Annotated in this window: 17 protein-coding genes and 2 tRNA genes; 6 read left to right on the plus strand and 13 right to left on the minus strand. The window is 40.0% G+C overall.

Features of this window, described 5'->3' with window-relative positions; genetic code table 11:
- Positions 1–30: 30 nt before the first annotated feature.
- From AC6H0V_RS03320 to AC6H0V_RS03345, 6 genes are all read right to left on the minus strand, one after another.
- A complete protein-coding gene (locus tag AC6H0V_RS03320; RefSeq protein ID WP_497562289.1) occupies positions 31–1,629 on the minus strand; it encodes a peptide MFS transporter in 1,599 nt (532 codons plus the stop codon).
- Positions 1,630–1,699: 70 nt separating this feature from the next.
- Positions 1,700–2,629, minus strand: a complete 930-nt coding sequence (locus AC6H0V_RS03325) for a hypothetical protein (protein WP_497562290.1) — start codon at positions 2,627–2,629, stop codon at positions 1,700–1,702.
- A 16-nt stretch (positions 2,630–2,645) separates the two neighbouring features.
- Positions 2,646–3,824, minus strand: a complete 1,179-nt coding sequence (locus AC6H0V_RS03330) for an acetyl-CoA C-acyltransferase (RefSeq protein WP_497562291.1) — start codon at positions 3,822–3,824, stop codon at positions 2,646–2,648.
- A gap of 74 nt (positions 3,825–3,898) precedes the next feature.
- Positions 3,899–4,069 (minus strand): type II toxin-antitoxin system antitoxin, encoded by a 171-nt coding sequence (locus AC6H0V_RS03335; RefSeq protein ID WP_497562292.1) that lies wholly within the window; start codon positions 4,067–4,069, stop codon positions 3,899–3,901.
- Positions 4,053–4,589 carry a hypothetical protein gene (locus tag AC6H0V_RS03340; RefSeq protein ID WP_497562293.1) on the minus strand — a complete coding sequence of 179 codons (537 nt, stop codon included), beginning with the start codon at positions 4,587–4,589 and terminating at the stop codon, positions 4,053–4,055. The genes AC6H0V_RS03335 and AC6H0V_RS03340 overlap by 17 nt, the downstream gene beginning before the upstream one ends.
- Positions 4,590–4,650: 61 nt before the next feature.
- Positions 4,651–5,445 carry an SPFH domain-containing protein gene (locus tag AC6H0V_RS03345; RefSeq protein ID WP_497562294.1) on the minus strand — a complete coding sequence of 265 codons (795 nt, stop codon included), beginning with the start codon at positions 5,443–5,445 and terminating at the stop codon, positions 4,651–4,653.
- A 130-nt stretch (positions 5,446–5,575) separates the two neighbouring features.
- On the opposite strand from AC6H0V_RS03345, the gene AC6H0V_RS03350 reads away from it, so the two are divergent.
- The 4 genes from AC6H0V_RS03350 to AC6H0V_RS03365 all read left to right on the plus strand — a co-directional run bounded on the left by AC6H0V_RS03350 (position 5,576) and on the right by AC6H0V_RS03365 (position 8,408).
- Positions 5,576–7,651: an HD family phosphohydrolase gene (locus tag AC6H0V_RS03350; RefSeq protein WP_497562295.1), complete on the plus strand. Its 2,076-nt coding sequence runs from the start codon at positions 5,576–5,578 to the stop codon at positions 7,649–7,651.
- 226 nt (positions 7,652–7,877) lie between these two features.
- Complete coding sequence (locus tag AC6H0V_RS03355) at positions 7,878–8,099, plus strand: GIY-YIG nuclease family protein (protein WP_497562296.1); 222 nt, start codon at positions 7,878–7,880, stop codon at positions 8,097–8,099.
- A gap of 22 nt (positions 8,100–8,121) precedes the next feature.
- Positions 8,122–8,208 (plus strand) — tRNA-Ser (locus tag AC6H0V_RS03360).
- Between the two features lie 126 nt (positions 8,209–8,334).
- Positions 8,335–8,408: transfer RNA gene (locus tag AC6H0V_RS03365), tRNA-Pro, on the plus strand.
- A gap of 603 nt (positions 8,409–9,011) precedes the next feature.
- Here the strand turns inward: AC6H0V_RS03365 and AC6H0V_RS03370 are convergent.
- The 7 genes from AC6H0V_RS03370 to AC6H0V_RS03400 all read right to left on the minus strand — a co-directional run bounded on the left by AC6H0V_RS03370 (position 9,012) and on the right by AC6H0V_RS03400 (position 21,971).
- Positions 9,012–11,105, minus strand: coding sequence for a S9 family peptidase (locus AC6H0V_RS03370; RefSeq protein WP_497562297.1), 2,094 nt, complete (start codon positions 11,103–11,105; stop codon positions 9,012–9,014).
- 83 nt (positions 11,106–11,188) lie between these two features.
- On the minus strand, positions 11,189–12,640 hold the full coding sequence (locus tag AC6H0V_RS03375) for a SusD/RagB family nutrient-binding outer membrane lipoprotein (protein WP_497562298.1): 1,452 nt from the start codon (positions 12,638–12,640) through the stop codon (positions 11,189–11,191).
- Between the two features lie 8 nt (positions 12,641–12,648).
- Positions 12,649–15,804: a SusC/RagA family TonB-linked outer membrane protein gene (locus tag AC6H0V_RS03380; protein ID WP_497562299.1), complete on the minus strand. Its 3,156-nt coding sequence runs from the start codon at positions 15,802–15,804 to the stop codon at positions 12,649–12,651.
- 357 nt (positions 15,805–16,161) lie between these two features.
- The gene (locus tag AC6H0V_RS03385; protein WP_497562300.1) at positions 16,162–17,847 is read right to left on the minus strand and encodes a sodium/sugar symporter; all 1,686 of its coding nucleotides are present in this window, start codon (positions 17,845–17,847) and stop codon (positions 16,162–16,164) included.
- A 97-nt stretch (positions 17,848–17,944) separates the two neighbouring features.
- Complete coding sequence (xylA, locus tag AC6H0V_RS03390; protein ID WP_497562301.1) at positions 17,945–19,276, minus strand: xylose isomerase; 1,332 nt, start codon at positions 19,274–19,276, stop codon at positions 17,945–17,947.
- A 55-nt stretch (positions 19,277–19,331) separates the two neighbouring features.
- Positions 19,332–20,816, minus strand: a complete 1,485-nt coding sequence (locus AC6H0V_RS03395; RefSeq protein WP_497562302.1) for a xylulokinase — start codon at positions 20,814–20,816, stop codon at positions 19,332–19,334.
- 117 nt (positions 20,817–20,933) lie between these two features.
- The gene (locus tag AC6H0V_RS03400; protein ID WP_497562303.1) at positions 20,934–21,971 is read right to left on the minus strand and encodes a LacI family DNA-binding transcriptional regulator; all 1,038 of its coding nucleotides are present in this window, start codon (positions 21,969–21,971) and stop codon (positions 20,934–20,936) included.
- Between the two features lie 193 nt (positions 21,972–22,164).
- On the opposite strand from AC6H0V_RS03400, the gene AC6H0V_RS03405 reads away from it, so the two are divergent.
- Together AC6H0V_RS03405 and AC6H0V_RS03410 are read left to right on the plus strand one after the other, a co-directional pair.
- On the plus strand, positions 22,165–24,306 hold the full coding sequence (locus AC6H0V_RS03405; RefSeq protein WP_497562304.1) for an alpha-glucuronidase family glycosyl hydrolase: 2,142 nt from the start codon (positions 22,165–22,167) through the stop codon (positions 24,304–24,306).
- Complete coding sequence (locus AC6H0V_RS03410; RefSeq protein WP_497562305.1) at positions 24,278–25,387, plus strand: endo-1,4-beta-xylanase; 1,110 nt, start codon at positions 24,278–24,280, stop codon at positions 25,385–25,387. Before AC6H0V_RS03405 ends, AC6H0V_RS03410 begins: the two co-directional genes overlap by 29 nt.
- The last annotated feature ends 2 nt before the right edge of the window (positions 25,388–25,389 follow it).

Below are 25,389 nucleotides of genomic sequence, written 5' to 3' on the forward strand. Positions count from 1 at the left end.
CGGGCTTTTGGTTAAATGATGTTAAATATGTTAGTGGACACCATGCATCCATTTACGCAATTTCGGAGATAAAGCAAGCATTCCTAAGCCCGCTACAACGGGAATTGCGGTAAAAATTAAAAAGAATGTAGATATAGAATATGTTTCGCTAATTGAAGTAATTAAGCTACCAGACAACCCTGCAAGTAAATTGCCAATAAAGGTGCACACGAACCATACGCCAAACATTAAACCAACTAGCTTTGCTGGAGCCAATTTACTTACATAAGATAATCCTACCGGAGACACACATAATTCGCCAACGGTATGAAAGAAATAAGCGAATACTAGCCAGAACATGCTTACTTGCGCAACCTTGGCACCTGAAGCGATATCCATTCCACCATAAGCTAAGCCAGCAAAACCAACCCCTAAAAAGATTAATCCGATAGCAAATTTTACCGGTCCGCTAGGATTAAACTTACTTTCCCATATTTTAGAAAAGAATGGAGCCAACAAAACAATAAAAAAGGAGTTTAATATCCCAAACCATGAGGCAGGAACTTCAGTTTTTTCGGCAGAGAAAACATTCTGAACTTTCCAGATCCCTAAACACCAAATAATTATAAAACTTAAGGCGGTAAAAAATATAGTTGCAGGATATTTTTTAAAAATCTTTTTACCTAGCGCAATTAGAACAACAGTTACAGCAATTAATGGAAAAATGGTTAAAATAGAATCCACCCATCTAAAGGCTGTGCCCGAAGACCCCGTTAGGTCGCGTAAAGTAAAATTCTTTGCAAAAAGGGTCATAGAGCCCCCAGCTTGTTCGAAAACCATCCAAAAGAAAATGGTGAACACAGAGAAAACACCAATTACCCACAATCTTTGTTTGGTTATGATACTTACTTCTTCCTTTTTATTTGAAAATCCCTCATCATTTGCGACAACTACTACTGCCTTATTAATTTTCTGTCCAAGTACACCAAAGATTTTTTGCGCAAAATAAAATTGAATAGTACCAAAAAGCATAAAAATCCCTGCTAACCCAAATCCCCAATGCCAACCTTGCGTTTCGCCAACATACCCACACATTAATATTCCGAGGAACGCACCAGAATTAATTCCCATGTAGAATATGGCATAGGCTGAATCTTTTTTATCGCTAATAGGTGGATATAGTTGTCCTACAATTGATGAAATATTTGGCTTAAACATTCCGTTTCCTGTAATCAATAGAAACAAGCCCAGATAGAAGAAAATATTAGTAAAACCTTCCATCGCCATGGATGCATGCCCTAAAGTCATGATTAAACCCCCAATAATTACAGCTTTGCGGTAACCAGTTACACGATCCGCGATCAAACCACCAATAATTGGTGTGAAGTATACTAGTCCAGTATACCATCCGTAAAGTCGCAGCGCCTGTGGGTCTGTCCAATGCCAGCCTCCCTTACTAACCTCGCTAACTAAAAAAAGGGTCAATAGTGCCCTCATGCCATAATAACTAAATCTCTCCCACATCTCGGTAAAGAAGAGCACAAATAACCCTACAGGATGATTAAGAATTTTTTGAGTTTCAACACCGTTAGCTTCCAGGTGTAAATCGAGTGCCTGATCTTGGCTTAGGCTGATGTTTTCATTTGCCATAGGTTCGTATAAGATTTTAGTTTCAGTTTTAATTAGCTAACTTACGAAGTCTTTTTGAGACTTCGTAAGTTTAGTTTTTAGACTTTGTAACAATAGTGGATGCCTTTACGGGTTTCCCATAAAACTCGTCGTTTGCCGAAGGCTCGTTTTTGAGTTCAACATCCTCTACCAAGGTTAATTTTCCCCAGGCTAGCTTAAAGCCATCAAAACTTAAGTCGGCGGCATAATATTCATAGTTGCCTGTCATTTTAGGATCGTAGGGTGCCAAATGATCAAAAACAATCATATTTACCTTATTATCCACCGTTAAAGTCATGGAATTAAGTTTATTGTATTCGAACACCACACGATTTTTTAGTCCGCCATTTTTAACCGTTTCGAAAATCGCTTTTCCAAAAACGGGTTCTCCTTTTTCAAAAGAGAGGACTTCAATTACCTTTTTAGTGGTTTTCTGATCATTACCTTTCCATCCTAAGAAAATCCAATAGGGTGGCTTTCCATTTACGATAATCGGAATCAATTGGTAATAACGTGCACCAAGCCAGTTTTTGCTACCAGTTATTGCGTTTATATCGGTTAGATTGTTGCTGTCGTCTGTTAAAGGGAAAAGTTTTAAACTCCCATTTACAGTGCCCATTTGGATGGTGCCATAATATCGATATGTTCCTTCATCAGTTGGAACAAACCAGGTTATGATCCTGAAAGAGTTGTCTGGCGATTTAAGAATCGAAATCCGCTTGAGCGAATCAAAACCATAGTTAAATGAGCCATTTATTTTGAGCGCCGTCACCAGTTTCTTTACGAAAGCTGCGTTTTTCTCAAACCGCGTTGTATTATCTTTTGAGGCAAATGTTTCTTCGCTTAAAACCAATAATGAATCCTGATAGGCATCAAATTTTGGTTTGTTGTTAACGTTAAATGTATGCTGTGCATATACTTTAGGTAACACAAGTGTGCTAAACAGGAGCAAAATGAATAGGCTTCTAACAACTCTTAACATGGAAATATATTGTTGTTTAACGCAAATTTTCTATAACTATTGCACTTGCACCGCCTCCACCATTACAGATCCCGGCTACACCGATCTTTCCTTTGTTTTGTGCTAATACTGATAATAGCGTTACCACGATTCTCGCTCCAGAAGCTCCAAGTGGATGTCCGATAGCTACAGCACCCCCATTTACATTTACCTGATTCTCGTTTAAGCCTAACTCTTTGTTATTTGCTAACGAAACTACAGAGAAAGCTTCATTAATCTCAAAGAAATCTACATCACCTATGGTTAAATTTGCCCTTTTTAATGCAAGTGGAATGGCTTTAGAAGGAGCAGTTGTAAACCATTCTGGTGCCTGTTGGGCATCAGCATAGGCTAAAATTTTAGCTAATGGTGTAATTCCCATTTCTTGGGCTTTGTCTGCACTCATTAACACCAAGGCTGCGGCTCCATCATTTAGGGTTGATGCATTTGCTGCGGTAACCGTTCCATCTTTTTTAAACACGGGTTTTAACCCGGGAATTTTATCAAATTTTACGGTGCTTGGCTCTTCATCGTTGCTGATCAGGGTAATCTCTCCTTTACGGTCTTTTACCTCAACTGGAACAATCTCACTGCTAAATTTACCGTCAGTTTGGGCAGCCTGAGCTCGTTTGTATGATTCTATGGCAAAATTATCTTGGTCTTCCCTGCTAATATTACAGGTTTCGGCGCACAATTCTGCTGCCGAGCCCATGTGATAATCGTTATATACATCCCAAAGGCCATCTTTAATTAAGCCATCGGTAATTTGGCCATGACCTAAGCGATACCCGTTTCTAGCCTTATCAAGATAAAACGGAACATTGCTCATGCTTTCCATACCTCCTGCAACCACGATATCATTTTGTCCTAATGCAATGCTCTGTGCGGCCAGCATAATTGCTTTTGTACCACTTGCGCAAACTTTGTTGATGGAAGTTGAAGGTACATCGGGCAAACCTGCAAATTTTGCCGCCTGAGTGGCAGGGGCCTGACCTAAATTAGCGGAAAGTACATTGCCCATGTAAACTTCCTGAATACTTTCTGGTGCTAAACCCGTGCTTTTTACAGCTGCTTTAATAGCAAAACCACCTAACTGTGTTGCCGAAAATGCGGCTAGCGAACCACCAAAACTACCAACAGGTGTTCTAACAGCCGCTACAATAACTACGTCTCTCATAGGATATTTTTTATTATACTTGGTGGCGCAAAGATAGAATAATTAGCTAATTAGCTAATCAGTTAATTCGCTAATTAACAATCCTCATTCTTTTTACGTTTCTTTTGGCCTTTGATCGCCTCATTTAATAAGTATTCGATTTGCCCATTGGTACTTCGAAATTCATTGGCGGCCCATTGTTCTATTTCTTTCAGCAGTGCGGGATTTATCCGTAATACAAAAGCTTTTTTATCTTTCTCTGACATCTGTTTCTATTGCTCCTATATGATATTGACGCTTTAGGTTGATCAAAAAAAGGCTTAATTCATCGATTTTAGAAATGCTGAAAAGCACTTTTCTATCATTGTGCAATATAACTTGCAATCCCAGGTTTTGATCGTTGAGGATATAAGCCTTATCCTTAAATTTAAACCACAGGCGATTTTTCATTCCCCACCCGCCGTATTCTCCTAATGCATCATATTTTCTGATGTAAATTTTTTCGATCTGTGTCCACGAGATGTTCTTTTTTCGAGCAAAGGGCCAATAATGATAATTAATCCCACACTGATCTATCTTTAGGGTTAACGTATTCTTACAAATCAGGTAAACAAGCAGGTAAGGAAGTAAAATCCCAATAACGGGCAAGAAATAAGCATCCCTTAGGTCTTGGAAGCTCATTCCGCCTTTGTCAAAGAGTAAAATGCACAGCACAACAACGGTTTCAAGCCCTAAAAGAATATAAAGCCACCAAAGGTTTAACTGTTGCTTATCTATAAATTCCATTAATTGTATAATGTACCTGTATTAACTACGGGTTGTACATGCCTATCTCCGCAAAGCACCACTAATAGATTGCTAACCATTGCTGCTTTACGTCTTCATCTAATTCTACAATTCCTTTTTGCGATAATTTTTCCAGCGCCATTTCAACCATCCCAACCGCACCTTCAACAATTAATCGCCTAGCGGCAATAACAGCAGTAGCCTGTTGGCGTTGTAACATGGCACTGGCTATTTCTTGCGCATAGGCCAAATGGGAGATCCTCGCTTCTATCACATCAATACCGGCCCTAGATAAACGCTCATTTAGTTCTTGTTCTAAAAGTACACTTACTTTATCAGCGCCGTCCTTTAAGGTAATCTCGGCACTTTCGTCCTCCATGTTATCATAGGCGAAACTATTTGCCAAATGCCTAACCGCAGCCTCGCTTTGGATATTAACGTATTGAAGATAATTTTCGACTGCAAAAGTTGCCTTAGCAGTTTCATTAACTTGCCATACAATTACGGCGGCGATTTCGATGGGATTGCCCATTTTATCATTCACCTTCAATTGCTGACCATTTAAATTACGTGCACGTAAAGAAAGTTTTTGCTTTGTAGTTAAGGGATTTACCCAGAAAAACCCATCGGATTTAACCGTGCCAACATATTTCCCGAATAAGGTTAAGACCCTTGATTCGTTAGGATTTACAATAATTAATCCCGGTAATACCAAAATAAAGTTCACCACAAATATAGCAGCTCCCGTAATATAGTTTTGCGTGGAAAGAGTATAAATTCCTGCGGCTAATAAAACTAGAAATAAGGTCAAGGTTAAATAACCTGAAGGCGGTTTGATGATTTTTTCTGTATACATAATGATATTAATTTGATATCACAAATGAAAGTATAATAAATGAGATTTCCAAATTAGCTAATTGGCTAATTAGTAAATTAGCTAATTGTAATGAAATAATCTTATTTTTGAATTACTCAAATGTACAATTTTGGCCAAAATCAGAAAAAATCCTAAAGTACTTTACCGTAAATATTCATCAAACATCAAGTATGTAATGATGGTGGTATGCGTACTTACTATCACTTACTTTTTACCTAAGCAACCCAGATTTAGATATGAATTTGAAAAAGGTAAAACTTGGCTTAATAAAGATTTGGTAGCTCCTTTCAGCTTTGCGATTTTAAAGACTACTCCTCAGGTTGCATTGGATAAAAAGGAAGTATTAAATCATATTTTGCCTATTTATAAATACGATGATGCCGTTTTTAAGGAACAGAGTGAAACTTTTTCAAATGAGTTCGATGTAAAATGGAGAGCAAACGCTTTTCCTGATAATGATAAGGAAACAAATAAACAGGCTGCTTTTAAGATGCTACAGGCAGTGTATAAAAAGGGGATTATAGAGCTCACATCGAAACATCAGAATGATGGAAAGCACTATGATTTTTCTTTAGTGGAAAATAATATTTCCTCCCAACGTAATTCGCAGGATGTGTACACTACGGAAAGTGCATTGGATTACTTTAAAAGTAATTTTAAATCTATTAATCTTAGGGTAAAGGATGTGATTATAGACCTGATCGAAAGCCATCTTAAACCCAATATTAGCTTCGATGAAAATTTAACTCTCATTGTTCAAAATAGCACGGTTAATAGCTTGTCTACCACCAAGGGGATGGTACAGAAAGGTGAGCTGATTATAACGAAGGGCAAAATCATAGATGATGAAGCATACCAGAAACTACTCTCCTTTAAAGATGCCTACGAGGCACAAACAAAAACCATAGGCGATTATAAATTGGTTTATTTAGGTCAGATCTTATTGGTTGGATTTGTAATTACGCTGTTGATGGTCTTTCTGTACATTTTCAGAAAAGATATATTCGCTGATAACCGTCAGCTTTCGTTAATATTATTGGTTATTACTTCCATGTTGTTGGCCTTAACCTGGGCTATAAAATTAAATTTGCCCAGCTTATATTACATTCCTTTTTGTATTGTACCCATCATTATCAGGATTCTATTCGACACCAGGTTGGCATTAAATCTGCATTTACTGGTAATTTTGATTGCTGGTTTTTTCGTGCCGAACAGTTTTGAATTTGTATTTTATCAAACTACAGCGGGGATGGTTGCGATCTATAGCATTAAAAACTTGATAAGGAGGGAGCAATTGCTCATTTCGGCATCATTTATTTTAGCCGCTTATTTTGTAACTTTTGTTGGGATTGATCTACTTAGAGAGGGTTCATTTAATGAGATTGATTGGCAGAGCTTTCTACCTTTCATATTCAGTGTTTTACTCTCACTGTTGGCCTATCCATTGATCTATGCATTTGAACGGGTATTTGGTATCACGTCTGATGTAGCGTTGATAGAGCTTACTAATACTAATAATAAACTCTTGAGGGAGCTAGCGTTTAAGGCTCCGGGTACTTTTCAGCATTCGCTACAAGTAGCTAATCTGGCAGAGGCGGCAATTTTTAAGATCGGCGGCAATTCTTTGCTTGTTAGGGCGGGGGCATTGTACCATGATATTGGTAAAATGGAAAATCCACAGTATTTTATAGAAAACCAAAATACGGCTACTAGCCCGCATGATAAATTACCATACGAACAAAGTGCACAGATTATTATCAAACATGTTCATAAAGGGATAGAATTAACGCGGAAGCATAAATTACCAGAAAATGTGATCGATTTCATTAGAACTCACCATGGCAACACCCGGGTGGATTATTTTTATCAGTCTTTTTTGAAGAACTCCCCAGAAAAATTTGTCGACGAAAATATTTTTCGTTATCCAGGCCCCATTCCATTTTCTAAGGAAACCGGTGTTTTGATGTTGGCTGATTCGGTGGAAGCGGCATCCAGAAGTCTTAAAAATCCGGATGCTCAGAACATTAATGCTTTGGTAGAACGGATAATCAATTACAAATTGGAACAAAACCAGCTTGATAACTGTGATCTTACCTTAAAAGATTTAGAAACTATAAAGCTGATATTCAAGACTATGCTTATGAGTATCTATCATGTTCGGATAGATTATCTACAAACAACGTAATTTTTTTTTGCAAACATTAATGAATTGCTATATTTGTCCCGCCTAAGGGATGCCTTTAGCACAACCTCAAAAGGGATATTTTGAGTATAGGAAATTCCTATTAAGAAGTAGTTTTGAGAATTGGAGAGGTGTCCCAAAGGGACTCCTTTGGAGCCTGAGTGGCCGAAAGGAACAGTTTGTCCCGAAGGGACGCCTGCGGCGCTAAACTTACTTATACTGAAGGTAGATGTACTATGTTTATATACTTAAGAGTTTAAAGGATTTTAAATATTATTATGGAAGTTGTGAAAACTTAGACCAACGATTGTTGGTTCACAACGCTGGGAAAGTTAGATCCACTAAAAGTAGAGTGCCATTTGTTTACATTACTTTGAAGAGTTTTCGTCGAGAGGCGACGCCCAAAAGAGAGAGTATTTTTTTAAAACCATTGAAGGATATCGATGGTTGAGGACAAATAATATTACATAGACGGAGAGGTGCCTGAGTGGCCGAAAGGAACAGTTTGCTAAACTGTCGTACTGGCAACGGTACCGCGGGTTCGAATCCCGCCCTCTCCGCTTTCCAGTCCACGAAAAGGGCGAAGGAATAATTCTAAAATAATATTGCAATTTATTGGATTTTTTGTTTTTAAATCCTATCTTTGCAATCCCCTCGCAAGAGGGTTAAAAAAGAAGATACCAGTTCGGGGTGTAGCGTAGCCCGGTATCGCGCCTGCTTTGGGAGCAGGAGGTCGTAGGTTCGAATCCTGCCACCCCGACAAAAACAAGCCTGTTTTGCAAATCGCAAAATAGGCTTTGTTGTTTCAACGAGCGCCAAGCCGCAGGCTTGAAGCGCGAGGAGGAACAACAAAGCCCCGCTTCGACGCAGGAGAAGCGATAGGCTTGAGGTTGTCCCCAAAAACCCTTACAGGATCTGCGTAGCAACATCTTGTATACATTTGGTTCAGCTTGGCTTCGACTGCGCTCAGCCTGACAACTAAACGGAGCCGATCTAGACGCAGGAGAAGCGATAGGCTTGGCTTGTCCCCAAAAACCCCTTACAGGATCTCGCAGCCACATCCTGTGTCTTTTGGTTCAGCTTGGCTTCGACTGCGCTCAGTCTGACAACTAAACGGAGCCGATCTAGACGCAGGAGAAGCGATAGGCTTGGTTGTCCCCAATCCCCTCCTTCCAGGATCTGCGGAGCAACATCCTGTATACATTTGGTTCAGCTTGGCTTCGACTACGCTCAGCCTGACAACGGAGTTGGTACCGATATATAGGCAGGAGAAGTCACGATCTTGGCTTGCTCTTCTTTGGATTTCTTCGCTGCGCTCATCGCAAAGGCGAAGTATTTTGCAACTTTGAGTTCTGCACAGCAATCATTTTTTTTCTTGATTTAATTTTCTGTTTAGAAACTCTGCGATAGCCTCACTTACGAGTACCGCATTAGAAAACTTCATCCAATGATGGGTGTCGTCTGGAATGGCAAGGTATTCGAAGTCAAATTTTTTATTTTCGAAACGTCTGGCCAGATCTACGCTCTGATTAAAAGGGACATTCCTATCGTCGTCTGCATGGATGATCAGCGTGGGTGAAGTCCACGTTTCTAAATAACTAGTTGGCGATGAGATTACCAATCTTTCGGCAGCCAATTTCGCATCAGGGCCATTAGTTTGCCTTTCGGCACCGGTACTCATTAACCTATTATTTACGCCATGAACATCCACACCAACAGCAAAAAGTTTAGAATCTTTTCCTAATGCTAGTGCAACAAGGTATCCGCCATATGAACCTCCATAAATTCCTATCCGATTGGGATCAATATAGGGTTGGTGGGCCAACCATTCGCCGGCAGCTTTGATATCCTGATATTCTGATGCGCCCTGGGTACCTGCATTTAGAGGTTTATGAAATTCGTAGCCATATCCAATTCCCAGCCTATAATTTACCGAGAGCACCACATATCCTAAACTAGCTAGGTATTGATTTAGGGCATAGTCAATCGAATAATAATCCATAAAATGCCATCCTAACAGCATCTGCCTTTGTGGACCGCCATGAACGTATAAAATTGCAGGTTTTTTAGCTTTCTTCTGATTTGGCATAAATAGTTGTCCGTATACGATATTTCCATCTGCTGCTTTAAAAGTAACTTGCGTAGGTGTGATCAATTGTTTTGAAGGAAAATCTTTTGGTAAGAGCTCCGCGGCCAAAATAGTTGTTGTTTTAGCTTTTTCATCTAAAATGGTAGGCAATAGGGGTTGCTGTGCAGTTGAGCTAAGATAGGCCACAACAGATGGATTGCCGGTTACAACAGGGTAGGCTTCTATTCCCGTTCCACTGGTTAGGGCAATCATATCTGCTTTATCAACAGCAACTCTAAATAAGTGCCTGCGATCAATGGCCGCATCCTCCTTTCCGGTGTTGGCGCAAAATACCAATGATTTTAGATCGGGGTTTAACTTCACATGCTCTACCATAAAATGTCCTGGCGTTAACAATAGTTTGTTTGATCCATCCTTATTTATAGCATACAAATGTGGCCATCCATCTTCATAAGACGTGAAAATGATTTTATTTGCCGCCCATAAGAGGTTAGCTCCACCAGAAACAGCAGGTAAGGATCCTTCTGGCGTTTCAACAGCTTTGTAAATTTGTGTGCTCTTTCCCGTAAGGAAATCCGTCTTCCATATAGCCCAGGGCTGATGCTTTCTGGTTAAGATAGAATCAGGATCGCCCCCTGAGCCCGGGCTTCTGATAAATGCAATTTCTTTCCCGTCTGGCGACCATCTTGGCGAGCTATCTTTGGAAAAGGAAGGAAGAAGCCATTGTATAGGAGTATCCTGGTTGGTATAAATCCCAATAAAAGAATGATCGTCTCTTGATGAAACAAATACAAGTTTGGAGCCATCCGGATTCCAGCTCGCTGATCCATTTGTACCTTTGGCATAAAATAGCGGTTTAGCTGGTAACGTACCATCAATTAAGCAAGTCATGATTTGCCCGTTCTTAGTAAAAATAACCTGATCGCTATTGGGCGAAATAACCGGATTATCACCTTCGCCAATCACATTTACTTTTCCACCTACAAAAGGGATGCTAAGAACCTGTACTTTTGGCGCAGTCGGATTTGATGCAGCGTTTACGGGGTTGGTTCCTTCTCTTGATCCATGATCGCCGCCTCTAACAAAAACTATCCATTTCCCATCTGCGGATATAGCTAAGCTGGTCAACTCTTGGCCATCATCAAAATTATAGTCTGTTATTTTTAGTGATTTAAATCCTGGTCCTTCAGCAGTATAGATATTTCTTTTACCCTGCTCGTTCATTGCCCAAGCAATTTTACTGCTTTTATCGTGTGCGGTTAACTCTGAAGGGAATGGATAGCTCAGAACTGATCTTAAGGTGAAATTCTGCGAGAGGAGGTTTGTTGAAATCAGTCCACAACATAAAATGAAGAAGTATTTTTTCATGCTCAAGTATTTTACGATAAAGTATAAAAAAAAGCCCTAACTGCCAATGAGCTAGGGCTTTTAAATCATTTTTTATAAAATTGTTACTGATCCCACCATAATTTGGTTGAACGTGGTGTTGCAGCAGGAACATTTGCATTATTTTCGTTGATTTCGTCTTTTACATAGTCGATTCTGCGAATAAACAAGTTGCCCAATACCGCACCGATAGGTACCGTAAAGTTTTTATAGGCATAATTATAACGACGAGCATCGTTCCATGCTTCTGGGTTTAGATAAGTGGCAACGTATTTTTCTCTAAAAATCAAGTCTTTCGTTACCGGAACAAAGGCCGCTGCCAGATAAGCGGTCCTTTCAGCACCTGCTGGAACCTGTAATTTATCAAAGTTAGCTGTAATACCAGCTTGGTAAGCATTATTAGCTTGGGTAGTTAAGCCAGCGGCAAGTGCAGCTTCTGCTTCGATAAATTTAAGTTCTGCATAGGTTACGATCCAAATTGGAGCAGTATCGCTTGTCCATGGTGAACTTTGAGCAATATAAACCTCATCTTTGGTAGTGTTACCACCTGGAGGGCGGTTACCTTGACCGTTTGTGGTACCAATGAATAAACCATTAGCCGGAGCTGGATCCGTAATTTTCCGAATCCGTGGATCGAATATCCCGTAGCTTACTCCGTTTAAATGATCAACCAATTGTTCTGATAACCATCCTCCCAGCGATTGTGCTGCATTGGAAACCGCTACACCCGCCCAGTTGTTACGGGTGATGAAGTTGTTCATTCCGGCGTCGTCAGCGTTAGAGGTAAACGAATTGGCTACGGCTGTTAAAACTGCTGCTGAATTAAAGCTAGCCGTTTTGCTCACTTTAATCAGAAGGCGAGCTTTTAGGGCATAGGCAAACTTTTTCCAATACACCTTATTTGGAGTACCTGCGGTAGCAACTTTTCCGTAGATCATATCGCTATTGGTAGCGCCAATAGGCAGTGGTGTGCCCGTGGTGGTAGCTGAAAGGTTAGTAATCGCTTCGTCTATCAGTGCCATACTCGAATTATACACGGCCTGGTCTGCATCGTATTTTGGCTGCAATGTACTGGCTACAAATGCTTGTGAAAAAGGTATGCTTCCCCACAAATCATTGGCAAGAATCAGGTTATAGGCAAGCATTACGTCTGCAGCTCCAACGTATTCGTTGGAATTTTCTTTAATGGCCAATTTTTTAAGCTCATTGGCATCAGCCATTGCGTAGTAAAGGGCATTCCATGTTCCACTCTGATCATTGGCATCATAAATATCCGATGCGGCATTAGGCGAAGGGTTGGCTATATACTGCACAAATGGGTTGGTAATAGTGGCCACATTTACATTGTTTTGGCCAATCTTATACGTAGATGTGGCCAATAACGAAGCTAAGGTGGGCGACGTAACCTGATTGGGATTTAAGGTCACATCTTCAAAGTAATCGTCTTTACAACTTTGAAAAGTCATTATTACAGCTATCGCTGAAAATAACGTGTATTTAATTAGTTTTTGCATCATGTCTATATTTAGAGGCCAATGTTAAGTGTGAATAAAAAAGAACGGGCCGCGGGATAGGTGAATCCTGCTGAACCGTCAATATTGCTTCCACTGTTAAATGCACTTGATTCTGGATCGAGGCCGTAATAATTAGTGTGTAATAATATATTGTTAGCGGTAACCGAAATGTTAGCAGAGCGGATCGCATTTTTAGGTAACCAAGCAGATGGCAACGAATAACCTAGGCTAACCGATCTTAATTTAACCCAAGAGGCATCCTGAACAAATGGCTCGGCAAGAAGACGATAAACATCGCGGTAATAACCTTGGGTACTGTAAACAACACCGTCTGGCGCCATACCCTGGCCCATCCATACCGCTTTAGTATTCGGCGTACCGTTAGCTAATACACCTTCAAATACCTTGAACGACCGTCTGTCTTCGGTATATTTAGGTAAACCAAAAGCAGAATAGAAGTCTTCTAGTCCATCATATTTTTCAAATCCCCAACGCGCATCGATCAGTGTCATAAGATTAAATCTTTTGTATCTAAAATTGTTTGTGATACCACCAATCCATTGAGGCTGAGAGTTGCCCAACAATTTAAATGCATTTCCAGAACTTACTGGATAACCGTTTGCGCCGATCAATAGGGGCGCATCTGGATCTTCAGCGCTTGGTCCGTAATGCATGAAATAGCTGCCATAGATATTACCATACGATTGGCCCAACACGATTTTTTGGGTAATCCCACTTCCGTACGAGCGACTGATATCTGTTCCATATACATATTCGGTGATATCACCCGGCATGCGCAATACCTTGTTGCGGTTCAACGAGAAATTGATCAAAGCATCCCATGAGAAATCCTTGGTTTTTACAGGTACGCCTTTTAGCACTAATTCTATACCTCTGTTACGAATATCACCCGCATTTACAGATGTGGTGATATAACCTGTAGTTGAAGAAATCTGTGATTGAACAATCTGATCCTTGCTTAAAGAATAGTAGAAAGTAAAGTCGAAGCCTAAACGATCTTTCAAAAACGACATTTCTAGGCCTGTATCAAACGTATTGGTAAACTCTGGGCGCAGATCTGCGTTGCCCAGGTTAGATGAAATACTTAGGCCGGTAAATCCCGAAGGAAGGGTGTATGTGCCAAAACCATACGATGTTGAATACTCAGTTGCATCCTTTCCAAGTTTTGCATAAGAAAATCTAATTTTAGATTGACCCATCCATTCAGGCAATTTAAACTGATCTGAAAACACATAGGAAACACTTGCAGAAGGATAAAAGAAACTTCTATTAGATTTAGAAAGGGTAGAGGTAATGTCATTACGACCGGTTACCGTTAAGAATAAGTAGTTTTTATAATCAAAGGTGGCTTCACCAAAAAGGCCTTGAAGTCTTTTTTGTACAAGCGATTGGCCTACGGTAATTGTTTTTGCGTTAGACAGGTTATAGAAGTTCCAGATGTTGAAGTTGGTTCCTTCAGTTCTAGCTTCTTTATATCTTCTGTTATAAAGTTCATGTCCGAGGCGTATCGTACCGTTTATATCGTTAGTAATCTTATGAGATAATGTAGCAATAAAGGTAGAGTTTAGAGCTCTGAAATTGGTGTTATACTCGCCCACAAGCCCCGTAGAGTTATCGTAGGTTACCTCCCCAGGAACGCCACGTGCGGCTGGAGAATTAGCTACCCGGTTATCAGAATAGGTGTCAACCCCAAAGCGATAGCTCAGATTAAGCCATGATATCGGTTGGTAACTCAAATTAGCGCCACCTATAAAACGGTTTACATTATCTTTTAACCTATTGTTTTCGGCACCCCAAACCGGGTTGTTGGTTCCCACATAGTTTTGGGTACCATCTGGTTTAATGTAATCTGATACATCAACACGAGGTGCCCAATAGGCTAATGATTCGCCAAAACGGTCAGGGCTGTAACGGAAACCACCTGAATTAGTGAAGTTCATGTTTACGCCTGCTTTTATCTTAGGACTGATAGTAACATCGGTATTCAAACGTGCAGAAAGGTTTTTATAATCTGTTCCTGGCATCATTCCTTTTTGAAACAAGGTTGAAGCAGATGAGAAGAACTTAATACTCTCTGAGCCACCCGCCACCGAAATGCTGGTTTTAGCTTGGGTCCCAGTTTCGTAAGCACGTTCATAGTTATCAAACAATTTATCGGGATGGCTTGGATCTGCAGCTGCAGTGTTACCGAATACTTTAGCACCGGTTTTTGCTTCCTCGATGGTTGGCCCCCATGCTGGTCCGATACCATTGCTTCCATTGTTATAGTTACCTAATACCCCAGAGGTATAGGTTGTTTGTACTTCAGGAATTTTATTAATGTTATCAAGACCGTAGGTGCTTGAAAAATTGATTCTAAAGCCATTTCCTGAGCCTTTTTTAGTGGTGATAACCACCACTCCATTTGCGCCCCTTAATCCGTATAATGCAGTAGCTGCCCCACCTTTAAGGATATTAATGGTTTCTATATCTTCTGGATTAACATCAGAGGCACGGTTACCCACTGATCTTGCCCTAAAGCCCTGTGAGCCATTTTGTGTAGCACCAAATGTAGAAGTGGTATTGTCTACCTGAACTCCATCAATTACATATAAAGGGTCTCCAGATGTGCTCGCATCTATTGAGTTTACACCACGGATACGGAGTGCAGTACCCTGCCCAGGGCCACCACCTACACTTGTAATGGTTGCGCCTGCAATTTTACCTTGTAGGGCATTTAACAAATTTGGTTGATGGTTAAAGTTTAAGTCTTCACCACTAACCGCTTGTGCAGAGTAAGCCAGTGATTTGGCCTGGCGAGTAATGCCTAATCCGGTGTTTACCACTACTTCCTGTAATTGCTTCGTATCTGAAGCTAGTACCACATTTATGGTGGTTTTTGTACCTACCGTAATTTCTTGTGCTTCAAAACCAATATAGCTAAATACAAGCACCGCATTATTATTTGGTACTGCGATAGAATAAGTTCCTTGAACATTGGTTACACTAGAAGTGGTAGTGCCTTTAATTTTAATGCCTACTCCCGGTAATGGCTGGCCATCATCAGCAGCAGTTACTTTCCCGGTTATGGTTCTTACCTGAGCCTGTAATGAAAGACTGAGTAAGAGCATAAAAGAAAGAAAAAGTGATGTAAAAATTTTTCTCATAATTTATTGGTTTAAAGGTTGTTTGTAAATGCAATATAATATTAATATAAATTTAACACAATTTTAACATATGAAATTTGATTATTTCATCTTAAAGCTGTAAGAAAGAGATTAATTTATCGAAAAATGCCAAGGAAGGAGGTCTTTACCCTAATTTTGATGATATATTGAGGCCTAAACTGTAATATCTCTAAGGTAATAATGAAATACCGCTAAAATAGCAGTAAAACAAAGGCATTAATCAAGACATTCATAAGCATAGTTAGTTACAGTAGCGGAAACCGTACCGAGCAAAATAAAAAAGCTCCTAATAAGTTATTAGGAGCTTTAATTTAGGGGTAAGGGTTATTTTTTCAACTACCAATAAATGGTATAAAGGGCAACCAGTATGCCTATGATGATTAAGGCACCCACAGTAAATCCTTTCGTAGTTTTAAACATGCTTGAATCTACTTCAAGTCCTTTTGGAACAACACCTTTTTTGTTTTCAATCAGGCTGATGATGACCATTCCGATTACACAAAATAGAAATACGAAGCCCATTCGGTCTAAAAACGGAATTTCATAAATTCTAGAACCATTCTCCTGCAGTACCAATTTAGAGAAGCCAAAGCTATTTAAGAATTCTAGATTGGCAAACAATGGAAGTTGTTTAAGGAAAACTGAGAGCGAAAACCCTCCAACCGTTGCAAATAATGCGGCATTTGAAGTAGTTTTTTTCCAAAAGAACCCTAAGATGAACATTGCGAAGATACCTGGTGAAAAGAAACCGGTATATTCTTGGATAAACTGAAAGCCCCCTTTTTTGTCGATTCCCAAATGCGGAGCGATGATTACTCCCAACACCATGGCCACTACAATCGTAATCTTTCCAATACTTACCAATGTCTTTTCTGAAGCATCTTTTTTTATTGCCTTTTTATATATATCAAGTGTAAAAATAGTGGCGATACTGTTTGCCTTCCCCGCTAGGGATGCAACAACTGCGGCGGTTAAAGCAGCAAAAGAAAGTCCTTTAAGACCAGATGGCAACAGGTTTAATAATACTGGATAGGCTCTATCTGGATTTACCGAACCGCCTTGCAGCATTTCGGTTTGAAAAGCACCATCCTTATACAGTACATAGGCAGCAATACCTGGCAATACCACTATAATTGGCATCAATAATTTTAAGAATGCCGCAAATAGTATTCCTCCACGAGCGGTTTTTAAATCGGCGCCTAGGGCCCTTTGGGTAATGTATTGGTTGCATCCCCAGTAATTAAGGTTCACGATCCACATTCCGCCAATCAAAACGGTTAGACCAGGAAGGTCGATATAACTTTCGTTTTCAGGTTTCAAAATCATGTGAAAGTGTTCTGAAGCTTTTTGGCTCATCACCTTATAGCCCTCAAATATCCCACTTGTGCCATAATGGTCTGATACCAGATTTAAGGCGAGATAAGTAGTGGCTAATCCTCCCAATATCAAGAAGAATACTTGGATTACATCCGTATAACCAATAACCTTCATTCCGCCCAAGGTAATGATGATTGCAAAAATGGCGATGGCATACATACAGAAATCAATATCAAATCCAGAGATACTGCTTACTGCCAATGCGCCAAGGTATAAAATGGAAGTTAGGTTTACGACCACGTATAATAAGAGCCAAAATATGGCCATTATCATGGCAACCGTACCATTGTACCGCTGATTGAGGAACTGCGGCATTGTTGAAATCTTATTCTTTAAGTAAACAGGAATGAAGAATACGGCTACAACGATCAGTGTGGCAGCAGCCATCCATTCGTAGGTGGCAATAGCAAGACCCATTTTAAAGCCCGAGCCGCTCATGCCAATAAATTGTTCGGCAGAAATATTGGATGCAATGAGCGATGCCCCTATGGCCCACCAGGTAAGTGAACCTTCGGCGAGGAAATAATCTTGGGAGCCCGTGGCATGCGATTTTTTCTTTCTGTAGATGTACAGACCATACCCCGCCACAATTACAAAATATATTGCGAAAACAATATAGTCCTTGATGTTTAGTAAGTTGTTCATTTGTGAGTTTATATTTGGTTAGGTTTTTTGATAGCTTATTAGTTCATTAGTTCATTGGTTCATCCGTTTATTCATAGCCCTCATCTAAGCGTTTGAATTAAATATATCTGTTAATCAAATTTTCCAAGTATTCTTGTCTTCCACTTTTAGTTTCTGGTTCGCCATTATTGGCGGCGTGGTTCCTAAGGTCTTCTAAGGTTAACTTTCCATTTTCAAAATCCGCTCCTTTTCCACTATCAAAAGTGGCGTAACGCTCTTTTCTAACTTGTTTGTAATCTGATTTTTGTAGCACTGCATCTGCAGTAACGAGAGCTCTAGCAAAAATATCCATTGCTCCGATATGGGCGTAGAAAAGATCGCTCTGGTCGGTTGAGTTCCTTCTTATTTTGGCATCGAAATTTACGCCCCCACCATTTAATCCGCCCCCTTCTAAGATGATAATCATGGCTTCTGTTAGTTCATTGATATCATTTGGGAACTGGTCTGTGTCCCATCCATTCTGATAATCGCCACGGTTAGCATCAATTGATCCTAGAAGGCCACTATCTACCGCCACTTGAAGTTCATGTTGGAACGTATGCCCTGCAAGGGTAGCATGGTTTACTTCGAGGTTTAATTTAAAATCGCCCAAAAGATCATATTGTTGTAAAAAGCTTTTTACGGTTGCAGCATCATAATCATATTGATGTTTAGAAGGCTCGCAAGGTTTTGGTTCGATGAAAAAAGTGCCTTTGAAGCCCTGTTTGCGCGCATAATCTTTAGCAGTATGTAAAAATTTGGCCAAATGTTCCTGTTCGCGTTTCATGTTGGTGTTTAACAAACTCATGTATCCTTCGCGACCTCCCCAGAACACATAGTTTTCTCCGCCAAGGGCGATGGTAGCATCAAGTGCTGCTTTAACCTGTGCTGCTCCATGGGCCAGTACATTGAAGTCTGGGTTTGTTGCAGCTCCATTCATGTAGCGTTTGTGGCTAAAAAGATTTGCGGTGCCCCACAGTAGTTTTACCCCACTTTCTTCTTGCTTTTTCTTGGCATAATCTACCATCTGCTGTAGTCTTTTCTCGTTTTCAACCACATTATCGGTATAGTCTACAATATCAACATCGTGAAAACAATAATAGGGCAACTGCATTTTGGTAATAAATTCAAAAGCTGCGTCCATTTTGTCTTTTGCCCTTTCTACGGCATCTGTTTTTTCATCCCATTTAAAAATATGTGTAGGTCCTCCAAAAGGATCTGCCCCATTTCCATTAAAAGAATGCCAATATGCGCAGGCAAATTTAAAGTGCTCGGTCATGGTTTTACCTGCAACCATTTTATTTGCATCATACCATCTAAATGCAAATGGATTATCACTTTGAAGGCCTTCAAATTGGATTTGATCTATACCCTTAAAAAATTCAGTTCCTCCTTTTGTTACTTTACTCATGTTTTCTGTTTATTTGTAGTAATTGCTTAAAAATAGAATATTTAGTAAGCATTTTTTATTGATTTTCTAATGTTCTGTTTAGGTATCCTTTCCATTCCTGATAGAGTTGTTCGCAAACCTTTTCGTTCTTTGGAGTTACAACACGTTGGGGGCTCTGTTTGGAGAATGCATCGTCTGCATTGGTAAATATCGCCGCTCCAATACCTGCGCCTATCGCCGCACCGGTAGCGCCATCACTTTCATATATCTCTACAGGAATACCTGTTACATCAACAAACGATTGGGTAAAAAGATCACTTAAGAAGAGATTGGCATGCCCGGCTCTAATCACTTTTGGTTTCATTCCATTTTCACGCATAATGTCTAATCCGTAGCGAAAGGAATAGGCAATACTTTCTTGTACCGCCCTAAAGATGTCGGCCTGATCATGCAGATTAAGATCTACACCGATCAACTGTGTTCCGGTATACCGATTATTGAGCATTCTTTCTGCGCCATTACCAAAGGGAAGAATTTTCAATCCTTTGCTGCCAATTGGGGATTTAGATGAAATCTGATTGGTTTCTGAGTAGGAGAGGTAAGGGGCGAAATTATTTTTTGCCCATCGGTATAAGCTCCCCGTTCCGTTGATGCAGAGCAGCACACCGGTTCGTTTCTTTTCAGGTGTATAATTGATGTTTGCGAAGGTGTTTATCCTAGAGTTCTGATCGTAGGTTAATTCATCGCTAATGCCATAGATCACACCGGAGGTTCCCGCCGTTGCGGCCACTTCTCCAGGTTTTAAAACGTTTAAAGAAAGTGCGTTATTTGGTTGATCTCCGGACTTATAAGTGATGGGAATGCCTGCAGTTAGCCCTAATTTTTGCGAAATGCCTTCCTTTAAACTCCCGTGTTCGCCAAAAAGCGGTCGGATTTCGGGAATATGACCATAGTCTAACCCGTAATATTCCATTAGTTCTGAAGAAATTTTGTCTGCCTCAAAATCCCAAAAAATGCCTTCGGATAATGCTGAGATAGAGGTTGTGATTTCTCCGCTAAGTTTCATGGCGATGAAATCGCCCGGCAACATAAATTTATAGATCTTATTATAAATTTCTGGTTCATTATTTTTAACCCAGGCTAGTTTTGATGCTGTAAAATTTCCTGGCGAGTTTAACAATTTTTTGAGGCACAGTTCAGGACCGATTGCTTGAAATGCAGCTTCCCCAAGTTCAACCGCCCTGCTATCGCACCATATGATGCTATTGCGCAGCACATTTTGCTCTTGATCTACAATAACAAGCCCATGCATTTGGTAGGCGATACCGATTGCTTTTATTTCTTTAGGATTATAGAGGTCTGAGGCATTGCATTTTAGTATGGCTAGCTGAACATTGTGCCACCACTCCATCGGATCTTGTTCTGCATAACCAGGCTTTTCGGAAATGATAATCGCTTCCTCCTCGGGATACTGAACAGCAGTAATGCATCGCTGTGTATTGGCATCAACTACCGAAACTTTTATCGATGAGGTACCAATATCTATCCCTAATAAATACATTTGGTTAATAAAATTAAATTCATGTTCATGCAAACGGTTGCATAAAGATATATGTTAATTTAACAATGTCAAATAATTCTTTGAAAAAAAATAAGTTTTTATGCAACAAATAAAATACTATGCCAATGTAGTAACAGATTTAGTATTGTCTGTAGATTGTCTTTCTACGAGTGAGGGGGGCAATATGATGTGTGAAATATCACTATAAGGATTTTTCTGTCCAATCATTTTTAAGAACATCTTGGCGCATTCTGTGCCCATTTGATTGGCATGCTGATCAATTGTAGAGAGGTTTGGTGTGATGTATGCAGAAAATGCTTCGTTGGCAAATCCTATAACTCCAATATGGGGAGGGGTTAGGTTCAGCTCTTTTAACTTTTTGATCACGCCAAGTGCTGTAAAGTCATCGCCAGCAATAATGGCGTCTGGCTGATCTGTCTTGCGCATCAGTTTTCCTGCTCCAAATCTCCCATCTTTAATAGACAGCCCCCCAAAAATAATGTGATCTTCCTTAACAGGTAAGTCATTAGCCTGTAGTGCCGCCTTATAGCCCTCGAGGCGATCCGTAAAGACCTTAACTTGGTGACTTGTAGTTACAAATGCAATTCGACGATAGCCCTGATCAATTAAATGTTGGGTAGCGATATAACCGGCCTTGAAATCATCTAGTGTTACTGTAGGCACGTTCAGTTCTTCAGGAACACGGTCAAATAAAATAAGTGGTTTGTTCTGTTTAACGATTTCCTTTAGGTGGGATGTGTTCTGCGTTTCTAGAGAAACAGAGGCCATAATACCGTCAACTTGGGCCTCCATTAGTGTTTTAATCCCATCGATCTCGTTTTGGAGCGATTCGTTAGACTGAAATAGAATAACCCTGTAGCCGCTATCTTTCAGCCCCTCTTCGATGCTATGAATAATTGACGCGAAAAAATGTGCCTGAACGCTGGGCACTATTACTCCGATTATATAAGTTTTGCCCGATTTAAGAGCTGACGCCAATCGATTAGGACTATAGTTTAACCTCTTTGCGGTTTCCATTACTGCCTCACGGGTGGTATCGCTTATGGCCGGAAAGCCGCTAAGGGCCCTCGATACTGTCGAAACAGTAATGTTGAGCTCCTTGGCAATATCGTATATGGTAATTTTTTTTTTCAATGCGTCAATATAAGCTAATAAGTCGGAACTCTATTTTCAAAGTTAATCAAAACAATTTTTTCTGCAACAAATTTGTTTTATAAAATAAAAATGTGCAATCGATTGCAATTTTAGAAAAATAAATATATTTTCGTTGTACCAAATATACGGGTCGTAGGTTTTATCGAGAACCATGCCTTTCGAATAGATCATTATGAAATATAGATTCACTATTTTTCTTGTTGTTATTGGATTGTTTGCCAAAGCCGATGATAATTATCGACTTTGGTTAAAATACGACCTGCTAAACCCAAAAATCGCTGCCCAATATTCAGGTATTTTCAGCTCCCTATTTGTAGCTGGAAATTCTCCAACCTTAACCGTAGCAAGCAATGAAATTTACCGGGGGCTGAATGGCCTTATTGGGAAAAAATTAAGCACTACCACCTCTCCAATCAATGGATCCATTGTACTGGTCAAGTCATCAGATCTTGAAAGATATCACTTAAATGCCACTGTTCCATCAAACCCTGAAGGTTTTGTAATCCTTTCTCAAATCTTAGGAGGAAAAAAAATAACACTCATATCTTCAGCAACTGATGTGGGAATTTTGTACGGGACATTTGCGTTTTTGAGAAAATTACAACTTCAGGAGCCCATTTCAGCATTAAATTTTTCGGACCAGCCTAAGGTAAAGTATAGAATACTAAATCATTGGGATAATTTAGATCGAACAGTGGAAAGGGGATATGCTGGATTTTCGTTATGGAACTGGCAAACTTTGCCAGGGTATATCGATCAGAGATATGTTGATTATGCTCGGGCAAATGCGTCTGTGGGGATTAATGGCACGGTATTAACCAATGTTAATGCCAATGCACTGGTATTAACGCAGGATTGGTTAGTGAAGGTTAAAGCCTTAGCTGATACTTTTCGCCCGTATGGGATAAAGGTATATTTAACTGCTAGGTTTAGTGCTCCTATTGAAATTGGCGGATTGAAAACAGCGGATCCTTTAGATGCAGAGGTTATTAAATGGTGGAAGAAAAAAACAGAAGAAATCTATAAGTTCATTCCTGATTTTGGGGGTTTCTTAGTAAAAGCAAATTCTGAGGGGCAGCCGGGTCCACAAAATTACGAGCGAAACCATGCCGACGGTGCCAATATGCTGGCCAAAGCATTAAAACCCCATCAAGGGATAGTAATGTGGCGGGCATTTGTTTACGATCAGCACGTACCTGAAGATAGGGTTAAACAAGCTTACTCCGAATTTAAACCCCTTGACGGTCAATTTGATAGCAATGTGATTATTCAGGTAAAAAACGGTGCGTTGGATTTTCAGCCCAGAGAACCTTTCCACCCTTTGTTTGACGCGCTCGAAAAAACAAACACCATGATGGAACTTCAGCTTACGCAAGAGTACCTTGGAATGTCGACCAATCTGGTTTATTTGGCTCCGCTCTTTAAAGAAGTACTTGATGCGGATACCTACGTGAGGGGAGCGGGGAGCACTGTTGCAAAAATCATCGATGGGAGCCTTTATCCCTATCAAATTACAGCAATTGCCGGAGTGGCCAATATTGGTAACGACATTAATTGGTGTGGCCACCCTTTTGCACAGGCCAATTGGTTCGCTTTTGGAAGGCTAGCCTGGAATCATCAGCTTACTTCAAATCAGATTGCAAAAGAATGGATCCGTCTTTCGTTTAAAACCGATGACAAAATAACGCAGGTAATCCAGGGACTAATGATGGACAGCCGCGAAGCAGTGGTTAATTATATGACACCTTTAGGATTGGCCCATTTGATGGGATGGAGTCATCATTATGGACCATCACCCTGGATCAAAGATAAAGCTAGAGCCGATTGGACCGCTGTTTACTATCATCAGGCCGATAAAAACGGGATCGGATTTAACAGAACGCAGACAGGAAGCAATGCTACAGCACAGTATGCTAAGCCAATTGCTGATAAATTCAATAATCTAACCACCTGCCCAGAAGAATACCTGTTATGGTTTCATCATCTCCCATGGGATTACAGATTAAAATCTGGAGATATCTTATGGGATGGACTGGTTAAGAAATATAATCAGGGAACGGTACAAGTGGACAATATGATCCTAAAATGGAATGGCCTAGCTGGCAGCATCGATAATGATACTTTCGTTCAAGTAAAGCAGCTTTTGGCTATCCAACAACAAGAAGCTATATGGTGGCGAGATGCTTGCGTGCTTTATTTTCAATCATTTTCAGGAAGACCCATCCCAGATGCATTATTTAAACCAGCACACGATTTAAGCTATTACGAAAATTTAGAATTTAGATATGTACCAGGAATTAAAGACCAAAATTAGGTTGTTGAATAGTTTCTCAGCCTTGCTAGTTACTACACTTCTTCTATCTATCAATTGCAGTGCCCAAAAAATGGATAAAGGACTTAAAGACTACTATTCATCTTATTTTTCGATTGGGGTAGCTGTAGGTCCTAGTAATTTATCGGGCGACGAGGGCACAATGATAAAGCAACAATTTAACAGCATTACAGCTGAGAATGCAATGAAAATGGGGCCTATTCAGCCCAAAGAGGGGGTTTTTAATTGGAAGATTGCAGATAGCATCGTAAATTTTGCCGTTAAGAATGGAATTAAAATCCGGGGACATAACCTGTGTTGGCATCAACAAACGCCCAACTGGATTTTTGTAGGCAAAGATGGAAATGAAGTGAGCAAAGAAGTATTACTCGAGCGTCTAAAAACCCATATCACCACGGTAGTAAACCGATATAAAGGAAAAATTTATGCCTGGGATGTAGTAAACGAAGCAATAGACGACGATTCGACCAAGTATTTTAGGAATTCTAAATGGTACAAAATATGCGGGGATGAATTTATCATAAAAGCGTTTGAATATGCACATGCTGCAGATCCCAACGCAAAATTATATTACAATGACTACAATACCGAACGTCCAGAAAAAAGAGAGCGCGTTTATCGCCTATTAAAAAGCTTAAAGGATAAGGGGATTCCAATTAACGGTGTTGGTCTACAGGGCCATTGGTCTATCTATGAGCCTAGCGAACATGATCTACGTGCCGCAATTGAGCGATATGCGTCGCTAGGGCTCGAAATCCAATTTACCGAAGTAGATCTTTCCATTTATCCCTGGGAGAAAAATAAACGGGCAAGACGTCCAGATGAATCGGATGAATATACCCCAGAACTGGTCCAAAAACAGGCAGATAAGTATGCCATGGTATTTAAAGTGTTTCGGGATTACAAAAAAGTAATTACCAATGTTACTTTTTGGAATGTTTCTGATCGGCACACCTGGTTAGACGAGTATCCGGTTATGGGGAGAAAAAATTATCCATTGCTTTTCGATTCGCAACTGAAACCAAAGCAGGCCTATTATAAAGTGATCAATTTTAACAAATAATA

This window comes from Pedobacter sp. NO84, assembly GCF_059703915.1.

Coding starts and splice junctions, on each gene's coding strand:
- AC6H0V_RS03340 (WP_497562293.1), bottom strand. CDS start 4,589: ATGGAATTTATAGATAAGCAACAGTTAAACCTTTGGTGGCTTTATATT.
- AC6H0V_RS03405 (WP_497562304.1), top strand. CDS start 22,165: ATGAAATATAGATTCACTATTTTTCTTGTTGTTATTGGATTGTTTGCC.
- AC6H0V_RS03395 (WP_497562302.1), bottom strand. CDS start 20,816: ATGTATTTATTAGGGATAGATATTGGTACCTCATCGATAAAAGTTTCG.
- AC6H0V_RS03385 (WP_497562300.1), bottom strand. CDS start 17,847: ATGAACAACTTACTAAACATCAAGGACTATATTGTTTTCGCAATATAT.
- AC6H0V_RS03380 (WP_497562299.1), bottom strand. CDS start 15,804: ATGAGAAAAATTTTTACATCACTTTTTCTTTCTTTTATGCTCTTACTC.
- AC6H0V_RS03370 (WP_497562297.1), bottom strand. CDS start 11,105: ATGAAAAAATACTTCTTCATTTTATGTTGTGGACTGATTTCAACAAAC.
- AC6H0V_RS03345 (WP_497562294.1), bottom strand. CDS start 5,445: ATGTATACAGAAAAAATCATCAAACCGCCTTCAGGTTATTTAACCTTG.
- AC6H0V_RS03320 (WP_497562289.1), bottom strand. CDS start 1,629: ATGGCAAATGAAAACATCAGCCTAAGCCAAGATCAGGCACTCGATTTA.
- xylA (WP_497562301.1), bottom strand. CDS start 19,276: ATGAGTAAAGTAACAAAAGGAGGAACTGAATTTTTTAAGGGTATAGAT.
- AC6H0V_RS03330 (WP_497562291.1), bottom strand. CDS start 3,824: ATGAGAGACGTAGTTATTGTAGCGGCTGTTAGAACACCTGTTGGTAGT.
- AC6H0V_RS03335 (WP_497562292.1), bottom strand. CDS start 4,069: ATGTCAGAGAAAGATAAAAAAGCTTTTGTATTACGGATAAATCCCGCA.
- AC6H0V_RS03410 (WP_497562305.1), top strand. CDS start 24,278: ATGTACCAGGAATTAAAGACCAAAATTAGGTTGTTGAATAGTTTCTCA.
- AC6H0V_RS03355 (WP_497562296.1), top strand. CDS start 7,878: ATGTACTATGTTTATATACTTAAGAGTTTAAAGGATTTTAAATATTAT.
- AC6H0V_RS03375 (WP_497562298.1), bottom strand. CDS start 12,640: ATGATGCAAAAACTAATTAAATACACGTTATTTTCAGCGATAGCTGTA.
- AC6H0V_RS03325 (WP_497562290.1), bottom strand. CDS start 2,629: ATGTTAAGAGTTGTTAGAAGCCTATTCATTTTGCTCCTGTTTAGCACA.